This window comes from Lelliottia amnigena, assembly GCF_019047465.1.
Classification (GTDB): domain Bacteria; phylum Pseudomonadota; class Gammaproteobacteria; order Enterobacterales; family Enterobacteriaceae; genus Enterobacter; species Enterobacter amnigenus.
In genome coordinates, this window is the sequence record NZ_CP077236.1 from 2,195,519 (window position 1) to 2,217,829 (window position 22,311).

The 22,311-nt window shown below is 52.7% G+C and carries 20 protein-coding genes and 1 tRNA gene; 5 read left to right on the forward strand and 16 right to left on the reverse strand.

The window, feature by feature from the left end:
• Positions 1 to 12: 12 nt before the first annotated feature.
• From phnE to I6L74_RS10285, 5 genes are all read right to left on the reverse strand, one after another.
• The gene (gene phnE / locus I6L74_RS10265) at positions 13 to 792 is read right to left on the reverse strand and encodes a phosphonate ABC transporter, permease protein PhnE (RefSeq protein ID WP_059179890.1); all 780 of its coding nucleotides are present in this window, start codon (positions 790 to 792) and stop codon (positions 13 to 15) included.
• Positions 793 to 1,092: 300 nt separating this feature from the next.
• Entirely contained in the window at positions 1,093 to 2,109 is a 1,017-nt protein-coding gene (phnD, locus tag I6L74_RS10270) for a phosphonate ABC transporter substrate-binding protein (RefSeq protein ID WP_059179891.1), read from the reverse strand.
• A 65-nt stretch (positions 2,110 to 2,174) separates the two neighbouring features.
• Positions 2,175 to 2,963 (reverse strand): phosphonate ABC transporter ATP-binding protein, encoded by a 789-nt coding sequence (gene phnC, locus I6L74_RS10275; protein WP_059179892.1) that lies wholly within the window; start codon positions 2,961 to 2,963, stop codon positions 2,175 to 2,177.
• Between the two features lie 135 nt (positions 2,964 to 3,098).
• Positions 3,099 to 3,530 carry a VOC family metalloprotein YjdN gene (gene yjdN, locus I6L74_RS10280; RefSeq protein ID WP_059180036.1) on the reverse strand — a complete coding sequence of 144 codons (432 nt, stop codon included), beginning with the start codon at positions 3,528 to 3,530 and terminating at the stop codon, positions 3,099 to 3,101.
• Positions 3,531 to 3,610: 80 nt separating this feature from the next.
• Positions 3,611 to 3,946 carry a zinc ribbon domain-containing protein YjdM gene (locus I6L74_RS10285; RefSeq protein ID WP_011915573.1) on the reverse strand — a complete coding sequence of 112 codons (336 nt, stop codon included), beginning with the start codon at positions 3,944 to 3,946 and terminating at the stop codon, positions 3,611 to 3,613.
• 601 nt (positions 3,947 to 4,547) lie between these two features.
• On the opposite strand from I6L74_RS10285, the gene crfC reads away from it, so the two are divergent.
• Both crfC and I6L74_RS10295 read left to right on the forward strand, forming a co-directional pair.
• Positions 4,548 to 6,902 (forward strand): clamp-binding protein CrfC, encoded by a 2,355-nt coding sequence (gene crfC, locus I6L74_RS10290; RefSeq protein ID WP_059179893.1) that lies wholly within the window; start codon positions 4,548 to 4,550, stop codon positions 6,900 to 6,902.
• On the forward strand, positions 6,899 to 7,777 hold the full coding sequence (locus I6L74_RS10295; RefSeq protein WP_059179894.1) for a diguanylate cyclase regulator RdcB family protein: 879 nt from the start codon (positions 6,899 to 6,901) through the stop codon (positions 7,775 to 7,777). Before crfC ends, I6L74_RS10295 begins: the two co-directional genes overlap by 4 nt.
• A 60-nt stretch (positions 7,778 to 7,837) precedes the next feature.
• Here the strand turns inward: I6L74_RS10295 and kdgT are convergent, their stop codons facing one another.
• On the reverse strand, positions 7,838 to 8,833 hold the full coding sequence (gene kdgT, locus I6L74_RS10300; RefSeq protein ID WP_059179895.1) for a 2-keto-3-deoxygluconate transporter: 996 nt from the start codon (positions 8,831 to 8,833) through the stop codon (positions 7,838 to 7,840).
• 651 nt (positions 8,834 to 9,484) lie between these two features.
• Here kdgT and proP point away from each other — a divergent pair.
• Complete coding sequence (gene proP, locus I6L74_RS10305) at positions 9,485 to 10,987, forward strand: glycine betaine/L-proline transporter ProP (protein WP_059179896.1); 1,503 nt, start codon at positions 9,485 to 9,487, stop codon at positions 10,985 to 10,987.
• A gap of 40 nt (positions 10,988 to 11,027) precedes the next feature.
• On the opposite strand, the gene I6L74_RS10310 is transcribed toward proP, so the two are convergent.
• The 7 genes from I6L74_RS10310 to I6L74_RS10340 form a co-directional block, all read right to left on the reverse strand.
• Positions 11,028 to 11,294: a hypothetical protein gene (locus tag I6L74_RS10310; RefSeq protein ID WP_059179897.1), complete on the reverse strand. Its 267-nt coding sequence runs from the start codon at positions 11,292 to 11,294 to the stop codon at positions 11,028 to 11,030.
• Entirely contained in the window at positions 11,294 to 11,773 is a 480-nt protein-coding gene (locus I6L74_RS10315; protein WP_059179898.1) for a DUF2778 domain-containing protein, read from the reverse strand. The genes I6L74_RS10310 and I6L74_RS10315 overlap by 1 nt, the downstream gene beginning before the upstream one ends.
• Entirely contained in the window at positions 11,770 to 12,252 is a 483-nt protein-coding gene (locus I6L74_RS10320; RefSeq protein WP_059179899.1) for an Hcp family type VI secretion system effector, read from the reverse strand. Before I6L74_RS10320 ends, I6L74_RS10315 begins: the two co-directional genes overlap by 4 nt.
• 181 nt (positions 12,253 to 12,433) lie before the next feature.
• Positions 12,434 to 13,387 carry a nickel/cobalt transporter gene (locus I6L74_RS10325; protein ID WP_059179900.1) on the reverse strand — a complete coding sequence of 318 codons (954 nt, stop codon included), beginning with the start codon at positions 13,385 to 13,387 and terminating at the stop codon, positions 12,434 to 12,436.
• A 308-nt stretch (positions 13,388 to 13,695) separates the two neighbouring features.
• Positions 13,696 to 15,057, reverse strand: coding sequence for an HdeD family acid-resistance protein (locus I6L74_RS10330; RefSeq protein ID WP_059179901.1), 1,362 nt, complete (start codon positions 15,055 to 15,057; stop codon positions 13,696 to 13,698).
• Positions 15,058 to 15,211: 154 nt separating this feature from the next.
• Entirely contained in the window at positions 15,212 to 17,191 is a 1,980-nt protein-coding gene (locus tag I6L74_RS10335) for a methyl-accepting chemotaxis protein (RefSeq protein ID WP_059179902.1), read from the reverse strand.
• A 733-nt stretch (positions 17,192 to 17,924) separates the two neighbouring features.
• Positions 17,925 to 18,000 (reverse strand) — tRNA-Phe (locus I6L74_RS10340).
• A 168-nt stretch (positions 18,001 to 18,168) separates the two neighbouring features.
• Between I6L74_RS10340 and I6L74_RS10345 the strand changes: the two genes are divergently transcribed.
• Together I6L74_RS10345 and I6L74_RS10350 are read left to right on the forward strand one after the other, a co-directional pair.
• Positions 18,169 to 19,014: an AraC family transcriptional regulator gene (locus I6L74_RS10345; RefSeq protein ID WP_059179903.1), complete on the forward strand. Its 846-nt coding sequence runs from the start codon at positions 18,169 to 18,171 to the stop codon at positions 19,012 to 19,014.
• 36 nt (positions 19,015 to 19,050) lie between these two features.
• Positions 19,051 to 19,641, forward strand: coding sequence for a LysE family translocator (locus I6L74_RS10350; RefSeq protein WP_059179904.1), 591 nt, complete (start codon positions 19,051 to 19,053; stop codon positions 19,639 to 19,641).
• On the opposite strand, the gene I6L74_RS10355 is transcribed toward I6L74_RS10350, so the two are convergent.
• The 3 genes from I6L74_RS10355 to cutA are packed head-to-tail and all read right to left on the reverse strand — an operon-like array spanning position 19,638 to position 22,251.
• Positions 19,638 to 20,213, reverse strand: coding sequence for a transcriptional regulator (locus tag I6L74_RS10355; protein WP_059179905.1), 576 nt, complete (start codon positions 20,211 to 20,213; stop codon positions 19,638 to 19,640). The genes I6L74_RS10350 and I6L74_RS10355 overlap by 4 nt on opposite strands.
• A 47-nt stretch (positions 20,214 to 20,260) precedes the next feature.
• Entirely contained in the window at positions 20,261 to 21,952 is a 1,692-nt protein-coding gene (locus tag I6L74_RS10360; protein WP_059179906.1) for a protein-disulfide reductase DsbD, read from the reverse strand.
• Positions 21,928 to 22,251: a divalent cation tolerance protein CutA gene (gene cutA, locus I6L74_RS10365; RefSeq protein WP_059179907.1), complete on the reverse strand. Its 324-nt coding sequence runs from the start codon at positions 22,249 to 22,251 to the stop codon at positions 21,928 to 21,930. The genes I6L74_RS10360 and cutA overlap by 25 nt, the downstream gene beginning before the upstream one ends.
• Positions 22,252 to 22,311: the final 60 nt, after the last annotated feature.

Below are 22,311 nucleotides of genomic sequence, written 5' to 3' on the forward strand. Positions count from 1 at the left end.
ATGCCTCGCTTCTTAGATGAAGTGCTTACGCAAACGTTGAGACAGGAAATCCAGCAGGCTGACGGTAATGATGATTAACACCATCAACGCGCAGGTTTGCTGGAACTGGAAGCCGCGAATCGCTTCCCATAAAGTGACGCCAATTCCGCCCGCGCCGACCATGCCGACCACCGTGGCGGAGCGCACGTTGGATTCAAAACGGTACAGGGAGTAGGAGATCAGCAGCGGCATCACCTGGGGCAACACGCCGTAGAGAATTTCTTCGATTTTATTGGCACCCGTTGCGCGGATACCTTCGACCGGACCGGGTTCAATGGCTTCGACCGCTTCAGAAAGTAGCTTCGAGAGCACGCCGGTGGTGTGGATAAACAGCGCCATCACGCCCGCGAAAGGGCCAAGGCCGACGGCGACCACGAACAGCATCGCGAACACCATTTCATTGATGGCGCGGCAAGCGTCCATCAGACGGCGCATGGGCTGGTAAATCCACCACGGCACGATGTTTTCGGCGCTCATCAGGCCAAACGGGATCGAGAGAATCACCGCGAGCGCGGTGCCCCAGACGGCGATTTGCATGGTGACCGCCATTTCGCTGAGGTAATCCTGCCACTGGCTAAAGTCCGGTGGGAAGAAGTCGGCGGCGAAGGTCGCCATGTTGCCGGAGTCCTGAATGAGCATCAGCGGGTTCATTTCCGCGCCCTTCCAGGAGACGATCAGAACCGCCAGCAAAATCGCCCAGCTGATCAGCGAGAACCAGCTACGCTTCGGCGGTGGAACGGTGATGGTTTGCATGTTTAGCTCCGGTATTTTCCTCCTCATCTTTGAGAGAGGCTGCTATCTGGTACGGCTTTTCTCCCTCTCCCGTGAGAGAGGTCGCTATCTGGTACGACTTTTCTCGCTCTCCCTGAGAGAGGTCGCTACCTGGTGCGGCTTTTCTCGCTCTCCCGTGAGAGAGGCTGCTATCTGGTACGCCTTTTCTCCCTCTCCCTGTGGGAGAGGGCCGGGGTGAGGGCATCAGCGTGTGCATTTCCCCCTCACCCTCAAGGCAGAGGGGGCTGTTCTTTTCCTCCCTCAGCGAGAGGGAGAAAAAGGTTATTGCACTACTTTATTCACGCTGGTCATCGCGCTCAGGGCGGCGGTCAGACGGTCGAGATCTTCCAGCTGCGCCTGCAATCCAGAGACTTTGCTGGTCTTCTCTTCCGCACTCAGACCTTTGTTATCTTTTACACTCTGCATCTGCTTAAACAGCGCGAGCTGGCGAATCGGCACCAGTTGCAGGTCGCTGGAGGCGCGGAACGGTGCCCATCCCAGACGTTCCAGCACCGTTTTCTCTTCCGGCGTTTTGCCGTAATTCATAAAGAAGTCGTACACCTTGTCCTTGGTGCCTTCGGAGAGGTTTTTACGCCACACGATCGGGTCGCCAGGGATCAGCGGCGATTTCCAGATAACCTTCAGCTGTTTCAGTTTTTCGGGTGCGGAGGTTTTCAGCTTGTCGAGGTTTTCAGTGTTGTTGGTGGCAACATCGACCTGTTTATTGGCGACAGCCAGCGCGTTGGTTTCATGCCCCGCATTAACGGTGCGTTTGAATTCGCTGGTGGAGATATTGTTTTTGGCGAAGACGTAATAGCCTGGGACGAGGAAGCCGGACGTTGAGTTCGGATCGCCGTTACCAAACGTCAGATCTTTGCGCCTGGCGAGCATGTCATTGAGGTTATTGATTGGGCTGTCTTTGTTGACGATCAGTACGCTCCAGTAACCCGGAGAACCGTCTGCGGCGACGGTCTGTGCAAAGACCTGACCGTTAGCGCGATCCACCGCTTCCATGGCGGAGAGGTTGCCGTACCAGGCAATATCTACTTTGTTAAAGCGCATGCCCTGGATAATGCCCGCGTAATCCGGCGCGAAGAAGGCATTCACTTTGATCCCCAGTTTGGTTTCCATATCTTTCAGGAACGGTTCCCACTGGGGCTTCAGGTTTTGCTGTGATTCGGTCGAAATGATGCCAAAGTTCAGCGCTTTTTCCTGTTCTTCGGCATACGCCGGGCTTAACAGGGTGCTGATACTGAACATGCTGGTGAAAGCCAGCGCGGCAACGGCTTTATAGCTCATGTACTTTCCTCACGTTGACATTGTTCCAGGCTATTTCATTGGCAAACCTGGTCTTTTTGTGTGCGTTAAGCAGCCTGTGCCTTCTCTTCGACGCGGTTAATGCCGCGGTAGAGATGGTCAAAGCGGTCGTTATCAAAGGCCTGGCTTGAACCGTCGTAAAAAACATGTCCCTGACGCAGGGCGACGATGCGCTCGCAGTAGCGCAGGGCGTAATCCACCTGATGCAGCGTCACTACCACGGTGATGCCGTCGTTCTGGTTAATGTCGCGCAGGGTTTCCATCACGATGCGGGCAGATTCCGGATCGAGAGAGGCAATGGGTTCATCGGCCAGAATGACGTTGGCTTTTTGCATCAGCGCCCGGGCAATCGCCACGCGCTGCTGTTGTCCGCCGGACAGCGTGGAGACGCGCTGGTGGGCAAAATGCGCCATCCCGACGCGGGTCAGCGCCTGAAGAGCCTGTTGTTTTTGGGCGGGTGAGAACCAGCGCAGAAAGGTGCGCCAGAAAGGGGTGCTGCCGAGCGCGCCAATCAGTACGTTTTCCAGCACCGTCAGGCGGTTTACCAGGTTGAACTGCTGGAAGATGTAGCCGGTTTGCGCGCGGCTTTTACGGATGTCACCCGCCAGACGGCCCGCGCGCTGCACGGTATTTCCCAGCAGTTCGACGTGGCTTTCAGGGGTTTTATCACCCGTGATTAAGCCGCTAAGATGGCGCAGAAGCGTGGATTTTCCTGAACCGGAAGGCCCTAACAGCGCCACCATTTCGCCTTTCTCGACGGTCAGATCAACGGCATGCAGGGCCTTATTGTGATGAAAGGTCTTGCTCAGTTTCACGACGCGGATGACAGTTTGCATGTGCTGGGCCTCACGATAAATGTGGCCTCATGCTGGCGGATTATTGTGACATTTGGGTTAAGTATTGGTTGCGGGAGTTTGAAGAGTTGAGGCGAAAGCGATGACAGGCGGAAGCACGCGGCCTCCGCCAGAATGCTACTGCTGTTTCACGACGTTGATCATCCATGGCACGCCATATTTGTCGGTGACTTTACCGAAGCCGTGCGCCCAGAAGGTTTCTTGCCACGCCATGTCGATATTGCCGCCTTCGGCGAGATTATCGAACCAGCGTTTGCCTTCTGACACATCCTGCGTGTCGAGCACCAGCGTAAAGCCTGCGTAATGGGCTTTTTCTCCGGGCAGGCCGTCGCTCATCATAATATCGCTACCGGCGATACGAACGTTGGAGTGAGCAATGGCGGAGTCAGGGAACGACATGCCGGAAGGGCAGCCGTCTTCGCTGTGCTCGTCTTTGGGCATTTCACCGAAGGTGATTTTGTAGAGGAGTTCTGCGCCGAGCGTTTGCTGATAAAAGGCGGTGGCCTCTGCACAGTTTCCGGCAAAAGAGATATAGGGACTTAACGGCATAATCATTACCTCAGGTAAGAGAAGCTCGATAAGTGTAGTTCCAGTCAGCCCGGTAAGCTAAGCGCTACCGGGCAGGCAAATCAGTTCTTTTTGACGAATTCTGATTTGAGCTTCATTGGGCCAAAGCCGTCAATTTTGCAGTCAATATTATGATCGCCTTCAACCAGACGAATATTCTTTACCTTAGTGCCGATTTTCAGCATGGAAGAACTGCCTTTCACTTTCAGGTCTTTTACGACGGTGACGTTATCGCCATCGACCAACAGATTACCGTTGGCGTCTTTCACGATCAGCGCATCGCTATCTTGCGACGTTTCGGCGTCATTCCATTCATGGGCGCATTCAGGGCAAATGAACATGCCATTATCTTCATAGGTGTATTCGGAATTACATTTTGGACAGTGTGGAAGAGACATATCGGTATCCTCTAAAAGTGCGAACGGGGCTGGAAAGCGCCAGCCAAAAACACGGCAGTTTGCCGAAAAAGGCGTCAAGTATAGCGTAAGTCCCCACTTTTGTCGGTGATATTCTTTTTTTAAAAAATAAATAAAACACCGCAACTGGAGTGACATTTCCTGTCAGTCAGTTAAGCGATGCTAACAGCGTGCTTAAGAGATAAACATCGCGATGAAATATATAGAATATTTTATTGCGCAAATTGCCAGGTACAGATATTTCGGATAAGGTGAGGTGCGCTGTTGTTATTTATCAACGGCAACCGGGTTTGCCACTTCTACTTGGGTGACCGGGAATTACCTCTCTTTTTAGGTGGGTAAATTACGTTGATATATCCTATAGCTCCATAAAAATGGTCTACGCTCATTATCTTTCGCCTTTTCTGGCCGAGAGGAGTGTACGAGCGCTCTACGCTGCAAACAGATTATATTTGGTTTGTCATCAGACGCTTATATTCAATGAACCTAATTTCCACGCGTAATCAAAAAAGCCGAAATTTCATTATTAAAACTATCTGGCTTAATAAAAGTAATAAATTTGCGTTAAGGAAAGGCTTTTATCATGCACACACAAACAATATTTGAATTGAGCCAGGAAGCAGAGCGTCTGCTACAACTTGCTTTACAGAATCTTGATGCCCTGAAATCAATGCCGATTGCGGCACTTGATAGCACCACGGCGGCAATAACCGGTGTTAGCAATAATGTGCTGCCTTTGCACTTCAGCACCCGCGGTGTTGAAACCCAGCTGTCGATGCTGAATAACGAATTACGTAAAATAACCCGTCTTGAGATGGTGCTGGCGATTGTTGGCACGATGAAGGCCGGGAAATCGACCACGATTAATGCGATTGTCGGAACGGAAGTTTTACCCAACCGTAATCGTCCAATGACCGCCCTGCCGACGATGATCCGCCATACGCCCGGGCAAAAAGAGCCGGTGCTGCATTTTGCCCACGTTTCACCGATCGACACGCTGATAAAACAATTGCAGGAAACGCTGTGTAATCACGATCGCGGTCAACTGACGCAGCGCCTCGAAATTGATAAAGATATGAATGCGTTGCTCGGGCGCATTGAGCAAGGTAAAGCCTTCGAAAAACACTACCTTGGCGCGGAGCCTATTTTCCAGTGTCTGAAAAGCCTGAATGATTTAGTGCGGCTTTCTCAGGCGTTAGGCGTTGATTTCCCGTTTACTGAGTACACCGCGATTGAGCATATTCCGGTGATTGAAGTGGAGTTTGTCCACCTCGCCGGCATGGACTCTCACCTGGGGCAGCTGACGCTGCTGGACACGCCGGGGCCGAATGAAGCCGGGCAGCCGCATCTGCAAAAAATGCTTAACGAACAGCTGGCGCGCTCCTCGGCGGTGCTGGCGGTGATGGACTACACCCAGCTTAAATCGATCTCCGATGAAGAAGTACGACAGGCGATTTCGGCGGTGGGCAAATCGGTGCCGCTGTACGCGCTGGTGAATAAATTCGATCAGAAAGACCGCAATAGCGATGATGAAGAGCAGGTGCGGGCGATGATTTCCGGCACGCTGATGAAAGGCAATATTTCGCCGGGGCAGATTTATCCTGTCTCTTCGATGTGGGCTTATCTGGCGAATCGTGCGCGCTTTGAAATCGCCAACCATGGGCGTCTGCCGGACCATCAGGAGCAGCGCTGGGTGCAAGATTTTGCGGAAGCCGCGCTGGGCCGCCGCTGGCGCACGGCAGATCTGGATGATGTCGAACATATTCGCCATGCCGCCGATCTGCTGTGGGAAGATTCACTGTTTGAACAGCCGATTCGCAAACTGATCTATGCCGCGTATGCCAATGCGTCGCTGTATGCGCTGCGCTCGGCGTCCCACAAACTACTCAACTATGCGCAGAACGCCCGTGAATATCTGGATTTCCGCTATCAGGGGCTGACGGTCGCGTTTGATGAGCTGGAGTTGAATATTTCGCGTCTCGAAGAGGATATGGCACTGCTTCAGACGCGTCAGGATGTGGTGAGCGACGAAGTCGGACACGAAGTGAAGCAGGCGCTTGATGCGGCACATACGTTTATCACGCATCAGCAAAACCAGATTCAGCAGTCGATTAGCCAGATTTTCAACGGTGATAACGTTCTCGATTTGGCGGGTATTGATCGCATGAGTTTGCGAAACGGGGCGCAGCATGAAATGGGGCAACTGGTGCTTGATGACGAAGGCCAGGCGCAGATTGTGCTGAGCAAAATCCGTTCATCCTGTGAGCTGGTCATGCTGGCTGCGCAGGGCAAAATTAGCCGCGAGCTGGCGCTGCGTTTTGATCAGCTTGAGTCGACGCTGGCGCGTTCCCTGAACGAGGCAATGCGTCCGATCGAGAAACGCATCAAGGAAGAGCTAAGCCACGCTGGATTCCGGGCGCGGATCAGCTTCCCGGCCTTCCAGGCCAGTCAGCTCAACTTCAACACGCGCGGGTTGTTTAACGATGCGATTGCCTCAGAAAATCGTCCTGCCGGTGAGGTCGCTGGTGCGAGCAGCGTGCGCGAAACGGTTTCCCGCTGGCTAAACAATCCGGGTTGGGGTTGGGAGGATTGCGTGGTGACGCGTACGCGATACGTTATTGACGTGGCGCAGCTTCATACGCGAATTAAAGAACATATTGATCAATTTTGTGAACAAATCTATAAAGCTTTGGTGGCGCAGGTCGATGTTTCTGTTACGGCAGGTATGGCAACGTTTTTTGCGGAATTCTCGCTGTGCCTCACCGGATTACAGGAAAGCTTGCGTGATAGCCTCGCAGTGCGACAGCAAAATGAGCATTCAACCCGAGCGCTCAGCCAGCTGTTGCAGCAAAGTATTACAACTGCGACGTGGATTCAGGAAGATACCCGATTGTTACGCGATGATATTCAAACCTTATTCGCGGCAGAGCAACCATGACAACCCCATTGCTGGACGGTCCCGGGCGGACGCTAGAGTGTATTCATCCCAAATTTATGGTTGATTTGGTGCAAGGAGTGGATGCGGTGCGTCTCACTCCGCTGGTACCTCAGCAGCAGCAGTTTCGTGAGCGTTTAGCCCAGGAGATCATGACTCAGACGAAGCTTCGACCCTGGGCGATGACGGGAATGTTCAGCGAAAATGCTGCGCTGCGGCTGGGTCTGGCGGAAAAACTGGCCGGCATGTTCGATCCCGGGCATCTGGCCTTAACGCGTATGACCGACAAATTAGCCTCTTTGCGCCAGCAAACTAACCGTCCCAAGCAACACTCTCTGGGATTGATGCAGCAATATGACGCTCTCTCCTCTTATTTTCACCAGCGCGCGGCCTATAAAGAAAAAGCGTTGTCACAGCGTGGCTTAACGGTGCAGGCGGGCGAACACAGCGAGCAAATCTTTACCCACTGGCGAGCGGGACAATACGATGGCTGGTCGCTGGCGGGACGGTGCTACGTCGCGCTGGAAGAGCTGCGCTGGGGCGCATTTGGCGATGCCTGCCGTCTGGCGAATGATGATGTCGCGGCGATGCTGAAGGATAATTTGCGCAGCCTGACGGCTAACTACCTTGCCCAGGGCATTAATGCCTCGCCAACAACACGTCATTTTTATCATCAATGGCTTGCAACGCCGGTATCGCCGGGCTTAATGGATCATAAAGATATGCTGGGCTGGCTGGGGGACTGGTGCCATGCAGACCGTCACCCGGTGAGTTGGTCGGTGACGCAGAGCTGGCAAACGGTGTCGCTTGGCATGCCGCGATTGTGTTCGGCGAAAAGGCTGGCGGATGCGATGGTGGGCGAGATATTTGGTGAATAACAGCGCGCGTTGTTACAACAAAAAAACCTCTCAGATGAGAGGTTTTTTTATGTGAGAAGCTTAGTGGTGCAACGATTCGACTGGCTGTGGCTCGACGTCGGCTTTCGGGATATTGCCGTAGCGCTTCGCATACAGTGCAGTGATGATAGGCACCAGAATTGCGGTCACGATGACTGACGCGGCCACCAGTGCCGTCGCAGAAGCCGCAACAGGCTCGAATGACGGGTTAATCTGCGCAATGATCATCGGGTTCGCCACCGCAGCGCCTGCGGCTGACGACGCGGCGACACCGGCGGTACCATTCCCTCCACCAATCATGCGGTCGGCAATAATCAGCGGGATACCGGTGATAGCGATAACCGCAACACCCAGCACGATACCCAGCAGGCCGGTATCCATTATCACGTTCAGGTTGATGGTATTACCCAGCGCGAAGCCGAAGAAGGGGATCAGAACCGGCGTTGCTTTGCTGAAGAAATCGCGCAGATCGGTGTCCAGGTTGCCCAGGGCAAAACCAATCAGGAACGGCAGGACCGCGCCAACGAAGTGGTGCGGTTCAAACGATGCCAGTCCAGCGGAGCCGAGGATTAACATGGTCACCAGCGGGCCAGATTCCAGAGACATTAGCACGAATGCGCCGGACTCTTCTTTCGTGCCGTACTGATTCATCAGGCTGGCGTAGAGGCCGCCGTTGGTCATGTCCATGGCAGACACGATTGCCAGAACCGAGAGACCGGCGAAGAAACCGGTTTGAATGCCATTCTCAGGAATGAATATCGCACAGACCATGGCGACAACCCAGGCAACCGCAATTTTGGTGAGCACTAACGTACCGGATTTGCGTAAAACGGTTCCGGTTGCACGTAAATTAATGGATGCGCCAATACAGAAAAACCACACCGCCAGAATAGGCACAGTGCCGGAAATCATTCCTTTGGTAAAACCGCCAAAATAAGCACCAGTATTCGGCGCCAGGGTATTTAAGATTGCGCCAAGCACCAGGGGGACCAACATCATCCCGCCAGGGATGCGTTCAATTGTGGCTTTGATTTTCATGATAAATCCTCACATCTTATCTCGCGTTTCTGGCGGACAAGTCGGGTGTAAATTCGTATTAAATTCAACTTATTGTGAATTTTTACTGTCTGGCGAACCGTCTGTTTAACCAGAAGCCGTAATCAGTTTTACTTTGTTTACGGCTGGTGAAATGCACCCGGAGCGGCGTGGTCGGGCTTATCATCTGATCTTTGGAATTATGATTCAATGAAAATAAAACAATGTTTTAGTTATCTGGATCACATATTTCTGTAAACGCGTGTCTACATTATTAGTAATTAAAATTGCTGTGAATTTAATGTGAATAAAGGTGAGTGGTTTTTCGAGTTTTGATGAAAGTAATAACCTGAGAAAGTGAATTCTAAAGGACACAGAACGTTCAAGGTTAAAGAAGGGCGTTTACGTTTTCTGACAACATCTGACACCCCACGTAAATATCTGTGAAGTTGATCACTAATTTAAAGGCTGGTAGGGTAAAGACGTCACTAACTGCCCAGACAGGCGTCAACAGGTTCGGTTGTATCGACGAGAAACGTCAATGTAAGTAAACCTGCTACGCTTGAATAAGAAGAGTCGCATGAGGCGAATTCGAGGTTCACAGACCGCAAGAAGATCTGTGGTATGGACAGGGCTGAGTCTACGAGGATAGCAATGCTTAAAAGGAAAAAAGTAAAACCCATTACACTGCGCGACGTCACTATCATTGATGACGGCAAGTTGCGTAAAGCCATTACCGCCGCGTCGCTTGGTAACGCGATGGAGTGGTTTGATTTTGGTGTATATGGTTTCGTTGCCTACGCATTAGGTAAAGTCTTCTTCCCGGGTGCCGATCCGAGCCTGCAGATGATCGCGGCTTTAGGTACTTTCTCCGTACCCTTCCTGATTCGCCCGCTGGGCGGCTTATTCTTCGGGATGCTGGGCGACAAATATGGTCGCCAGAAGATACTCGCCATTACGATTGTGATTATGTCGGTCAGCACGTTCTGTATCGGCTTGATTCCGTCGTATGCGTCGATTGGCATCTGGGCACCTATATTGTTGCTGCTGTGTAAAATGGCGCAGGGCTTCTCGGTCGGCGGTGAATATACCGGTGCCTCGATCTTTGTCGCTGAGTATTCTCCGGACCGTAAACGCGGCTTTATGGGAAGCTGGCTGGACTTTGGCTCTATTGCCGGGTTTGTGCTGGGTGCGGGCGTCGTGGTGCTGATTTCCACCGTCGTCGGCGAAGATAACTTCCTTGAGTGGGGCTGGCGTATTCCGTTCTTCCTGGCGCTGCCTCTGGGTCTGATAGGTCTATACCTGCGTCATGCTTTAGAAGAGACACCTGCGTTCCAGCAGCATGTTGAAAAACTGGAGCAGGGCGATCGCGAAGGGCTGCAGGAAGGACCGAAAGTCTCCTTTAAAGAGATTGCGACCAAACACTGGCGTAGCCTGCTGACCTGTGTCGGTCTGGTCATCTCGACCAACGTGACCTATTACATGTTGCTCACCTACATGCCGAGCTACCTGTCGCATAACCTGCATTACTCCGAAGATCACGGTGTGCTGATTATTATCGCCATCATGGTGGGGATGCTGTTTGTGCAGCCGATTATGGGCCTGCTGAGTGACCGCTACGGTCGCCGTCCGTTCATTATTCTGGGCAGCGTTGCGCTCTTACTGCTGGCGATCCCGGCCTTTATCCTGATTAACAGCAATGTGCTGGGCCTGATTTTCGCCGGTCTGCTGATGCTGGCGGTGATCCTGAACTGCTTTATCGGGGTGATGGCGTCAACGCTTCCGGCAATGTTCCCGACGCATATTCGCTACAGCGCGCTGGCGGCGGCGTTTAACATTTCGGTGCTGGTTGCCGGCCTGACGCCGACCATTGCGGCCTCGCTGGTAGAAAGCACGCAGAACCTGATGATGCCAGCGTATTATCTGATGGTGATTGCGGTGATTGGTTTGATCACCGGCCTCACCATGAAGGAGACCGCGAATCGCCCTCTGAAAGGGGCAACGCCTGCGGCGTCTGACCTTCAGGAAGCGAAAGAGATTCTGCGCGAACACTACGACAATGTTGAGCAAAAGATTGACGATATTGACGTAGAGATTGAAGAGCTGCAGAAAAAGCGCTCTCGACTGGTGGATCAGCATCCGCGCATTAACGAGTAAAACGAAAACCCGCTTCGGCGGGTTTTTTATTGCTCTACGTTTATGGAACTGCTGGGGGCGTTTTTTTGATGAAACGTCGAACGGCAAACACCAGATAGATAAAGGCGATATTTAAAATCAGAGAAACGACCAGAAGGACACTGGTGTAAAAATCATTCCATTTCGTTTCGGGAATAAATTCATGATAATGCCGACGGATTAGGCTCCAAAATCCCATCTCCGGAAACCACGCGAATATCACTGCGAAAATAATCACATAAACCACTGAGAAGAACAGCCATGCCAGAGCAAATTTGGTTGCTGTCATTAATACACCTGTACCGTGCCGTAAGCTGTGAGTGAAGCAGTCACCATCATTGTGGCTGTTTGCAAAAGAGCAGTTCTAAAAATGGCGTAGTCGGATTTGCTGGGGAAGGTAATGCAACCCTCACTAATCCCTTTATAACCTGCTGGATGCAATCGGAAATTTCCACGCTGTACCTTATCAATGAACGTCAAATCATCAATACTGCCGTCATCTCGAAACAGGGCAAACCAGACATCGCGGTCAGACCCGCTGATAATAGATGCGGCCAAATCATTAACGTAACCTAAACGCCCTCCTTGTGGTCGGTTAACGATATAATAACGCCCAGTCGGGAGCGGCCCAGCATCAGGCACTTTGATATCATTGGGATTATTTCTGCTCGTTCCGGCATAACCTGAATATGCTCTAAAAAATCCCACGCCTGGGCAGCTTAAAACGCTCATTCCTGCGCCGTTGAGTCTGAAAGTACATCGGATCATCTTTCATTCCATGAATCGGTGAAAAGGATATTCCCGTCGCAATACTTCCAGGTAATTTTCTCGTAACGAAGGGATATTGCCTCGAGATGATTATGCTTTTCCATTGCGGGGTTTTTAACGTCGTGCATGACGGGGCAAACGGAAACCACTTTGACGTTTTCCAGTAACATGTTGAAGTATTCAGCTTCCTGTCCGGCGTCGTTAATTTGATACCATTTAAACTCTGCACTGTGGAGAGTTTGGCCTGTGGCGACGGCTTTATAGAGATAGGGACTCGCTGAATCGAATTCTTTCTCGAAGGTCAGGGCGCTATGTACCCGTGTACCGGTGATTTTTCCTGTCGTGTTATCCGTGGGCAGAAACAGACCATGCGCGAAGCCAGGCACCTCGATGCTGCCTTCGCGATCCCGTATATCAACGGAACCTTTTATCGCTGCACCGCCATCGTCCTTGAGCCATAAATAGGCTGGAATAGCCATTATTTTACCCTCCATTCCTTGTGTGTATTTGGCGAGTATAGGCGTGGAAGGAGAGATGTAAATTAATATATTCTTGTTAATTAAGACTAAAATATAAAAATAAAAGCTTAAATTATCGATGGAATATATCAATCATTGCTGGCGTATATAATTTTTAAATCTCACGTCGGGGGATTTTTTATTAGCAACCGGCGGCAATATAGTCGCCGTTGGCACTGATGGGGATCACCGTCAGGAATAGCACTGTCGCAAACAAGATCAGCACGATACCTCCGGCAATTTTTGCTGCTGGCATCAGCCAGCTCATCGTAGAACCGCCACCAAAGAAAGCGACCGTTCGTTCCCGCGCATAACGCACCGCCAACGAGAGTCCCATAATCGACAGCGCGGTACCGAGCGACATGGTCATCACCGCCGCCATTCCCCACGTCACAATTCCCAGCGCATTTGAGAACATCAGAATCATGATCGCGCCGCTGCATGGTCGCGCCCCGATGGCCAGAATCACCCCCAGACGCGTTTTCCAGTCGCCTTTTTCCACATCTGCATTTACACCATGATGCCCACAACCGCAGCGTTCATCGTGCTGATGGAGCGGTTTTACGCTGTAAATTGAGACGCTACGCGGCCGGAGGCTTTTCAGCGTTTGGTAAATCATAAATACACCGAATGCGCCGATCAGCACTGCGCTGATTTTCTCTACGTACCAGCGGCTGGCGCTGAGATCGCCAGAGGCGAGGTTAAATCCAACGGCCAGAATAAACACAAACAGTATGGCGCTGACGCCTTGCATCAGGCTACCGAGAAATGGCACGACGCGTGCGGCAAGCTGGCTCTCTTTATTGGTGCTGAGATAGGTCGTGACGATGAATTTGCCGTGCCCCGGCCCGATGGCGTGAAGCACGCCGTAAAAGAACGCGCCCGTCAGTAACCATAACCCACCGCTGTACTGATGATTATTCAGCTGCAACAAATACATTACCAGATAGCGATGCAGCGTGATTTGCGTGGCGAGACACCATTGAATAAAAGCGCTCCAGTGAGCATGCAAGGTGATTCCGCTAAACAGAACCAGCAGAAAAAGCAGTCCTGCCGCAGGAATACGCCAGTCGCGTGTGAGAGTTTTTGTCGTCATGTTGCGGCCTGTAAGGAGGGCTGATTCTGGGGCAAGTATAGCGCGAGCCGTGAGGTGGAGAAGGCATTTTGCGGTGCGCTCACGAGCTGTTAAACATTCGCCAAAGTAGACTTTATGTGTCGTCGCCTGCCCGTCGCGGTAAACCAAGACCTGAGTAAAACGGTTATCCCGTTCATCTGTCGTGACAGCGGCATGACACAATAGTGTTTGCCTTTGATTTCCCTGTCTGAAAGGACGTCGCGCAAAAAACGTTATCTCTCTGACGACGGATATTTGCGTGGTCGGGAGGTTTATTTTCTGCCAGCCTCTTAATCCTCTGTCACTCCTTCGCCATGTTTCCCTTTCACCCATGCGACGCGGCGATGGAACATTTTTCTCAAAGCCCGGCCAAGGGTATTGAACCAGCCTGTCGGGCGCGGGTCGGCCAGCATGCTCATGGCGCGAGCGTAATCCAGCACCAGTCCTGGCGTCCAGGCCATTGTTTCGGCGCGTTTTCGCAGCTGCAACGCGACCCACAGCTCAGGTGTGGATATCAGTTTTCCAATCGAGAGCCAAAAGCCGCGCTTTTGCCACAACCTGCCGACGGAGCCTTCAAGCGCGGCTTCCAGCGCTCTTGCCACGCTGCTGGAACAGTTACGATGCGTCAGATTATAGGATTCATTTTGGCGGTAGTTTTCCCAAAACGCCGCCAGACGCGTTTCGCTGTAATTGCGAATCCGCACCTTTCGGGTGGAGTGACACCATTTACTGGATTCGGTGACGTAATCCGACTGGAATTCACCCGGCACGTTATTTTCGGGCGTTGCGCGTAACAAGCGGGCGAAGGCATCGGGCGAGCGATCGATCTCAACGGCGGGATATAAACTGATGTAAACCCCGCCAGGGGATTCCAGCGCCGCGTGGCCTGTCGAGATGACGCCATTTTTATCCACGGCAGCAATGTAACGGCTGATCACCGGACGGGAGATCGTCTCGCCAGGTGCCGAGCCAACGGGCGTCCAGACGTGAACCGTCAGCGCTTTTTCATCGTCTTCTGGCGGGCCGTCCCACTCCACCACGGCGGGCTGATGCGTCTCCGCTTCTTCCATATACTCTTCGCCTTTCAGACCAGGGTTGGCTGCCGCCACTTTTACCCGGTTAGCGAGGATAAACATATTCCAGCCCGCAAAGGCCAGACCGAGGCCGAGGCAGTACGGAACGGTACCTGAATAGTTGGAAGGCCACGGTTGATAGAAGAAAATCGCCAGCGCAATTTCGACGATCCCTCCTGCCAGGGCAGGCCGCCAGCGCCGATAGCGCACCACGATGGCCGAGGCAATTTGGAGCGCGCCATCCAGCAAGAACAGCGTGCCGAAGATCATTGCCAGCACAATATTACCGTCGTGGTTTCCGGCGAGGATGAGCACGGCGGCCAGCGAAAACGTCGCCCCTTTGACATAGCGCAAAATGCGCTGTCCGCCCATGCCGCTGTGTGCGACCAGCAAGGTGGCGACGCCCTCAACCAGCAGCAGACACGCAAAAGGTTCGATAGGGAAGTAGAGTACGCCGTCCAGTGCATCGATAAAAATAACCGTCCCGGCGATGAGCGTGACCCACCCGAAGCGCCGCAGTCCGCGCCAGTGCGAACGCAGATAATCAACGCCGAGCAGAATCAGGATCAATCGCATCATAAGAGGGGCTTCCGGAATTGGCCTCCCACATTTATAACCCACGCAGGGCGGAAGTGCCTCAGGAAATGATAGCGAGTTGAAGGGAAGGGGCCGTCCATCGTCATGCCCATATCGATCGTGACCGATATGGGCATTTAGCTCAGCCTTTTAAACGTTAGAAGGTTTCCCAGTCGCTGTTATTGACAGCGCTACTGGTCAAACTGTGCGCCTCGGATTGTCGTACTGCGGACGAATGCCCCAGTCTCTGCGGTTTCACGGCGGTGGCGAGTTTTACCGTGTTGGCTCCGGCATGATTCGGTAAAGTAAAAACGGCTACCGCTTGTTCCAGTTGCGCCGCCTGATCTTCCAGCGAGCTGGCGGCGGCTGACGACTCTTCAACGAGCGCGGCGTTTTGTTGGGTAGAGGTGTCCATTTCAGCCATCGCCTGTGCAATCTGCGCAATGCCACGACTTTGCTCATCGGAGGCGGCAGCAATTTCGCTCATGATATCGCGCACCTGAATGACCGATTTCACCGTCTCACCCATAATAGAACCGGCGTGCTCTACCTTCACAAAACCACTATCTACTTTTGATACCGATTCATTAATCAATGCTTCAATTTCTTTGGCGGACTGCGAACTGCGTTGCGCCAGGCTTCTCACCTCTCCAGCAACCACGGCAAAACCACGCCCCTGCTCACCCGCACGCGCCGCTTCAACTGCCGCGTTGAGCGCCAGGATGTTGGTCTGGAAGGCGATACCGTTTATCACCGAGATAATTTCTGAAATACGCTGCGAGCTGTCACGGATATCTTTCATTGTGGCGATTAATTCATCGACCACTGCGCCGCCATCGTTGGCCTTCTGCGACGCCTGCTCGGAGAGCTGACGGGCCTGATGCGCATTCGATGCGTTCTGCTGCACGGTAGACGTCAGCTGCTCCATACTGGCAGCCGTTTGCACTACCGCCGCAGACTGCTGTTCAGTGCGGGCAGACAAATCCATATTACCGGCAGCGATTTCCGTTGATGCCCGGCTCACGCTTCCTACGCCGTCGCGCACGTTATAAATAATGTCTTTCAGATTCTCATTCATCGTAGACACGGCCTGAATCAGCTGGCCGGTTTCATCTTTGCGATTATTGATCAACGTACCGGTGAGATCGCCTTTCGCGATCTGCTGCGCAAGAGTCAGCGTCTGATTCAACGGGGCGGTAATTGAGCGGGTAATGAGCCAGGCCAGTATTATCCCGAGGATGACCACTGTCAGGGCGGTGGCTCCCATCATCCATTCGGCATTGCCAACAAACTGTTTTGACAGTTCTTGCTGGTAGGTGAACCAGCTATTGATGTCTGTGCCCAATTGCACGCCTAAGCGCGAAAACTCGGCCTGCGTGTCTATCTGTTTTTTCAGCGCCTGTTGGTAAGCGTCAAGGGCATCTAAATAGCGCTGTGATGCGGCAAGACCGCGAATGAGTATTTTCTGCTGGTCGGTCGATAATGACGGGCGCAGTTTTTCAGCCATCGCGACAGCGGCGGGAATTTGCTCTCTGATTCCCTGTTTGCTCACCTCGAGCGGATTAAGGGTAAAGTTCTCAATGCGGGTGACGATGTCGTTCCATTCAAATGCCAGGTGCGCCATATCACGTGACGTTTCAATCGATAAGCCTGGCTGGTGGCTAAGCGCATCTAAGTCGACAGAGCTTTTGTACAGATCGGTGGTGTTAAGGGTCTGAGCCAGTTCAGCTCTCTTGTCAAAAGCATCCAGGAAAATGGCGCGAACCACGAGATCGGTTTTAAACAGCTCAGCCACCTTGTCAGCACTCGCTTTCCCTACAGGTCTCCACTGAAACTGCTCATGGAGCTGTGCGATCAGTTCACCCATTCGATTCATGGCCGCTGTGTTGACGTCACGATCCTTTTGATTGTTTGTAGACTGGAAAATCAACCGACTGGATCGGGCATTCCCGAGCGAATCCATTAACTTTACCATCACCGCTGTTTTTGCCGAATTGTCCTGAATTTGTTCAAAACCGCGAATACCGGTTAAAGCAACAATCACTGTCAGAAGCAGCACGATGGCAAATCCGAGACTCAATTTTTTACCGATTCGCAAATTTGCAAAATAAGTAAATTTACTTTGATGCTGGGTCATTATTCCGGTCCACATAGATAAAGAAGAGAATAGGATGATTTTCAGAAGGTTATTTCTCTCAACATCCCGCATCTCAACTATCGGCAACCGCGTTTTAGAATTTATTCTGTATTTTAACCCTGCAGAGATTAAAGGTCTGACTGGTAGTTATCTGATTGATTTGTTTGACTAAAATAAATTTACCATGCTAATGCTTAGCAGGATGGTATTGTCATTATTAATATAATATTCAATGGGTTAAATATCCTGCGCGGAAAGTTGACGCAATCATTTTTCAGTCTTGATAGGCCATTAAGCGTGATGAAACAGGGGCTTTTTTCTCGTTTGATTTAAATACTGGTTTTTTACGTTGATGATGAAAATATATATTAATATTTTTTCTGTAAAAACAATGATGTTTGAACCGGAATGAATCATTTTGGCGCAGAGTAAACATGAGCAGAAAAAATCGAGCAATGCTTAATGGCTGATATCAAATATAAAAATATCCAGGCGTGCCTGTGGCTATCCTGATTTACTGCATGGCGTCATGATGTTAACAAACGAAACAAAGGATTCTGGATGACTGCACAGTGGCTGAAAGCTCTGGCGGGTGTGTAGCGACAAAAGAGGATGCAGATGTGCGTGGATTTTGTTGGGATGGGAGATGGATGACGCGTCATTGAGCGGATTTGAGAGCGTGTGTGTGCTTTCAAAAGCAAAAAACCCGCCATAGGCGGGTTTTTCTAAAAAGTGGTGCCCGGACTCGGAATCGAACCAAGGACACGGGGATTTTCAATCCCCTGCTCTACCGACTGAGCTATCCGGGCAACGGAGCGCATTAAACCTTAATCCCGTTTGGTCGTCAACCCTAATTCGGGGAAAGCTGTTCAACTGCTTAACTTTACGGCAATCTGTCGATCTACGCGTCGATTTTGCACAAATCTTCCAGACAAAAACGCTAGGGCGAGCAATGCTGATTGTGATGAGGGGGAAGTATGGCAAACGACTGGCTTGAGCTGCGTCAGCATGCGGAAACAGGTATTGAGACGATCAAAGCGCACTTTGAAGGCCACGCCTTCGATCCGCACTGGCACGACAGCTATCTGGTGGGCATTACTCTGTCTGGCACGCAGCAATTCCACTGCCGCCGCGAGCGGCATCGCAGTCATCCCGGCGATGCGTTTTTACTGGAACCGGGTGAAATTCACGACGGTGACGCGCCGGTAGACGGTGGCTTTACCTATCTGACGTTTTACCTCGATGAGCAGTGGCTGACAAATACGCTGCACGGCTTGTATGAATCCACGCCGGGAAGTTACTCGCTGCATTTCGCGCAAACCCTGACGCGTGAACCGCAGCTAGTGCGTACCATCAGCGACACGTTTTCCACGCTTCACAATGATGAGATGAAGATCGTGCAGCAGAGCACAATGGATAATCTGCTCGCACAAATCACGTCCCATTGTCACTGGCGCAAAAGATTGCCCTCTCAGCTTCAAAGCGCCGCGGTTGCTCATCGTGCGCGCGATTATTTGTATGCGCACATGGGAGACAATATCGGCTTGTCCGATCTGGCGCGAGAAACAGGCACCGATCGCTTTACGCTGACGCGCTGCTTTAAACGCGAATTCCACCTGGCACCGCACGCCTGGCTTATCCAGCTGCGCCTGGCAAAAGCGCGTCAAATGTTGGGAATGGGCAAGCAACCTGTCGAGGTGGCCGCGGCGCTCGGTTTTGCCGATCAAAGTCATTTAGGACGCTGGTTCCAGCGTGCCTACCGCATAACACCTGCCCATTACCGTCGGTTGTGCACAAACCTTCCAGACGTTTCCAGAAAATAGCGGCACAGTCAGGACTCCAAACATAAGGAGTCACCTGTGGATCTGATGCCGTTTCTGCTGTTTGCGTTTGTCGCCTCGATAACGCCCGGACCGACCAATATTCTCATTTTGACCAACAGTCAGCACGTTGGCGTTATAAAAACCGTGCCTGCGATTCTGGGGGGATGTGTTGCGGCAAGCCTGATTGTGTTGATTTCTGGTGCGGGGGCAGGGGAGATTTTGCGTCAATATCCGCTAGTGCGTCAGGTGATGAGTTGGGCCGGCGTGCTGTGGCTGAGTTGGATGAGCTGGCAGCTTTTCAGCGCGCCAGCGGCAAATTTATCGACAGGAACACATCGACGGTTTACCGCCCGCGCGGCGGCATTATTGCAGGTGATCAACCCAAAAACATGGATGATGGCGCTGGCGGTTGTGAGCTTGTTTGCACCCGCAGGCGCGAATGCGCTGCACGATGTGGCGTTAATGGCGCTGTGGTTTCTGATGATTTCGATGGCGTGTTTGATGTGCTGGGCATGGCTGGGAAAAGCGGTGAATCGGGTGTTTCGCACCACCGTGGCGATGGTGCGCTTTCAGCGCCTGATGGCGCTGTGTCTGTTCATCTCCGCGTGGGCGGGAATGCTGGCTTAGGTTAGCGCGCCGCCCATGCGACACTGGGCAAAGCGCAGAATATCTTCTGCCAGACGATGCGCCGTCTCAACGTCAGTCAGGCTACGATTGATCAGCATGCGGCTCAGGCAGCCCTCCAGCACCAGCTCCATCTGTTTGGCGACCATCGCCGGATCGTCGACCTCAAGCTTTGTGAGCAGCTCATGGGTAAAGTCGTGAGCGGCACGTTTTTGCTGATCGGCGAGCTGATGGATCGGGTGGTCCGGATCCGGGTAGAACGTGCAGGCGGCGATAAACAGGCAGCCTGGATAGCGGTTGTTACGCACGCAATCCGCCAGCGCGGTATAGCGCGCCAGTACTTTTTGCTCGGCCGTCAGCTCTTCGTTCAGCATGAGCTGTCTGCGCCAGATATCGACCTGTTGGCTAAGATAGCGGAGCGCATCGTAGAGCAGCGCTTCTTTATCCGGCCAGAAACGGCGCAGTTCATCCAGAGGATAATCGATGCGTTCGGCGACCATCTCAAGCGTGGTGCTGGCGATCCCTTGTATCTCAAGTAATTGCAGGGCTTGTCCCAGTACGTCTTCACGTTGCACGGTTTTCTCCTCCCAATGCTAACGGTTTATCCCGTTAACAGTGTCGTTTACGGTTGGCGATCGCGCAAATGCGCGCTGAACGCTGTTGCATCCATAAATCCTGTCACCCGCTCGCTCGGCTGCTCTTCTCCCTGCTCATTGAAGAACAGAATAGTCGGCAGGCCGAGCACGCTGAGTTGTTTCAGTAAAGCCTTGTCCTGCGCGTTATTGGCGGTAACGTTCGCCTGCAACAGGACCGTATCTTTTAACGCATTTTGTACCAGCGGATCGCTAAAGGTGTATTTTTCGAACTCTTTGCAGGCGACGCACCAGTCGGCGTACAGATCGAGCATGACGGGTTTACCTTTTGCCTGCGCCAGCGCGTGGTTCAGCTCATCGACGTTGCTGATTTGAATAAAGTTAAGATGAGCCTGATTTTGCGCTGCAGGTGCACCAAATGCCCAATCCTGAAGCGGTCGCACGCTGATCAACGCAGCCGCCAGCAGGATGATTTGCACGATGCGCATCCACCCTTTTTGTGCCTGCAGGCTGGTGATGAACGCCCAGCCGAAGAACGCGACGCCAAGAAGCGCCCACAGACGAAGGCCCCATACGTCACCAATCACGCGCTCCAGCAGGAACACCGGCAGCGCCAGGATGACGAAACCGAAGGCGATTTTGACTGTTTCCATCCACGGCCCGCTTTTCGGCAGCAGACGGTTACCAAAAACGGTGACCAGAATCAGCGGCAAACCCATGCCCAGCGCGTACAAATACAAGGTGCCGCCACCCAGCCACATGTTCCCGCTTTGTGCGATGTAGAGCAGGATCGCGCTCAGCGGCGCGGTGGTACACGGCGAGCAAATCAGCCCGGCAATCGCGCCCATCACAAACACGCCGCCAGCGGAGCCACCTTGCTGACGGTTGCTCATCAGCGTTAAACGCGTTTGCAGCGATGACGGCAGTTGCAGGTTGAACAGGCCAAACATCGACAGCGCCAACAGGGTAAAGACCACTGACAGGCCGATAAGCACATACGGATGCTGAAGCGCGGCCTGGAACTGTAGTCCGGCGGCGGCGACCACAATCCCGAGCGCGGTGTAGGTGAGCGCCATGCCCTGAACGTAGATGAACGCCAGCAGCAATGCGCGACCGGTGGATAAACGTTGTTTACCGCCGAGCACGATGCCTGAGATGAGTGGATACATCGGCAACACGCACGGCGTAAAGGCGATACCGATACCGATGAGTAGCGCCCACAATGCGGAGAACGGCAGTTCTGCGCTGTCTTCCCCCTTCTCACTGGACGGCGGCGCAGCAGGCTGAGCAGCCGCAGCCACTTCACTGAGCGGCACAATTTTGGTTTCTGGCGGATAGCAGAAACCCGCGTCGGCACAGCCCTGATACGTCACGGTGAGCGTCGCGCCTTTATCGGCCTGATTGACGCTAACCGGCACGACAAGCTGGTGGCGGTAGATTTCACTTTTGCCGTAAAACTCGTCTTCGTGCCACTCGCCCGCAGGCAGTTGCGGCTCGCCGATTTTCGCATTGGCTGGCGTGATGCTGACCTGTTTGCGGTAGAGGTAGTACCCGTCTTTGACCTGCCAGTTGAGGCTGAGATCGTGCTGGTTTTGCTGGAAGTCGAAGACAAACGCCTGGTCAGCAGGAATAAAATTGGAGCGGCCAGGTGCGTCGAACAACCCGGCAAAGGCTGATGTGCTGCACAGCAGCAGGATCAGCGTAAAGAAGCGTTGAGCCATGAGAGATAGTCGTTATCGCCGTGGGACACTGGGAGCACCAGCAGTTCCGGAGTCTGGTAGGGATGATGAGATTTGAGGCAATCCAGCAGCGCCTGCTGATGCGCTACCGTGGTTTTGAGCAGCATTTGCACTTCGTACTCTTGCTCAAGCTTGCCTTCCCAGTAGTACAGGGAGGTGGCGCCAGGCAGGATCGTGACGCAGGCAGCGAGCTTGTCAGCCAGTACTTTGGCGGCCAGCTCCTGAGCAGTCGCTTCATCGGGAGCGGTACAAAGTACAACAACGGCGTCAGGCGTGTTCACAAGTCGACCTCCTCATCGCGAAAAAATCACTATATCATGGCGGGTCGGAGGTCATTAATG

Excerpts from the sequence above, each read along its gene's own strand:
- phnE (WP_059179890.1), bottom strand. The coding sequence starts at position 792 with ATGCAAACCATCACCGTTCCACCGCCGAAGCGTAGCTGGTTCTCGCTG.
- phnD (WP_059179891.1), bottom strand. The coding sequence starts at position 2,109 with ATGAGCTATAAAGCCGTTGCCGCGCTGGCTTTCACCAGCATGTTCAGT.
- phnC (WP_059179892.1), bottom strand. The coding sequence starts at position 2,963 with ATGCAAACTGTCATCCGCGTCGTGAAACTGAGCAAGACCTTTCATCAC.
- yjdN (WP_059180036.1), bottom strand. The coding sequence starts at position 3,530 with ATGCCGTTAAGTCCCTATATCTCTTTTGCCGGAAACTGTGCAGAGGCC.
- I6L74_RS10285 (WP_011915573.1), bottom strand. The coding sequence starts at position 3,946 with ATGTCTCTTCCACACTGTCCAAAATGTAATTCCGAATACACCTATGAA.
- crfC (WP_059179893.1), top strand. The coding sequence starts at position 4,548 with ATGCACACACAAACAATATTTGAATTGAGCCAGGAAGCAGAGCGTCTG.
- I6L74_RS10295 (WP_059179894.1), top strand. The coding sequence starts at position 6,899 with ATGACAACCCCATTGCTGGACGGTCCCGGGCGGACGCTAGAGTGTATT.
- kdgT (WP_059179895.1), bottom strand. The coding sequence starts at position 8,833 with ATGAAAATCAAAGCCACAATTGAACGCATCCCTGGCGGGATGATGTTG.
- proP (WP_059179896.1), top strand. The coding sequence starts at position 9,485 with ATGCTTAAAAGGAAAAAAGTAAAACCCATTACACTGCGCGACGTCACT.
- I6L74_RS10310 (WP_059179897.1), bottom strand. The coding sequence starts at position 11,294 with ATGACAGCAACCAAATTTGCTCTGGCATGGCTGTTCTTCTCAGTGGTT.
- I6L74_RS10315 (WP_059179898.1), bottom strand. The coding sequence starts at position 11,773 with ATGATCCGATGTACTTTCAGACTCAACGGCGCAGGAATGAGCGTTTTA.
- I6L74_RS10320 (WP_059179899.1), bottom strand. The coding sequence starts at position 12,252 with ATGGCTATTCCAGCCTATTTATGGCTCAAGGACGATGGCGGTGCAGCG.
- I6L74_RS10325 (WP_059179900.1), bottom strand. The coding sequence starts at position 13,387 with ATGACGACAAAAACTCTCACACGCGACTGGCGTATTCCTGCGGCAGGA.
- I6L74_RS10330 (WP_059179901.1), bottom strand. The coding sequence starts at position 15,057 with ATGATGCGATTGATCCTGATTCTGCTCGGCGTTGATTATCTGCGTTCG.
- I6L74_RS10335 (WP_059179902.1), bottom strand. The coding sequence starts at position 17,191 with ATGACCCAGCATCAAAGTAAATTTACTTATTTTGCAAATTTGCGAATC.
- I6L74_RS10345 (WP_059179903.1), top strand. The coding sequence starts at position 18,169 with ATGGCAAACGACTGGCTTGAGCTGCGTCAGCATGCGGAAACAGGTATT.
- I6L74_RS10360 (WP_059179906.1), bottom strand. The coding sequence starts at position 21,952 with ATGGCTCAACGCTTCTTTACGCTGATCCTGCTGCTGTGCAGCACATCA.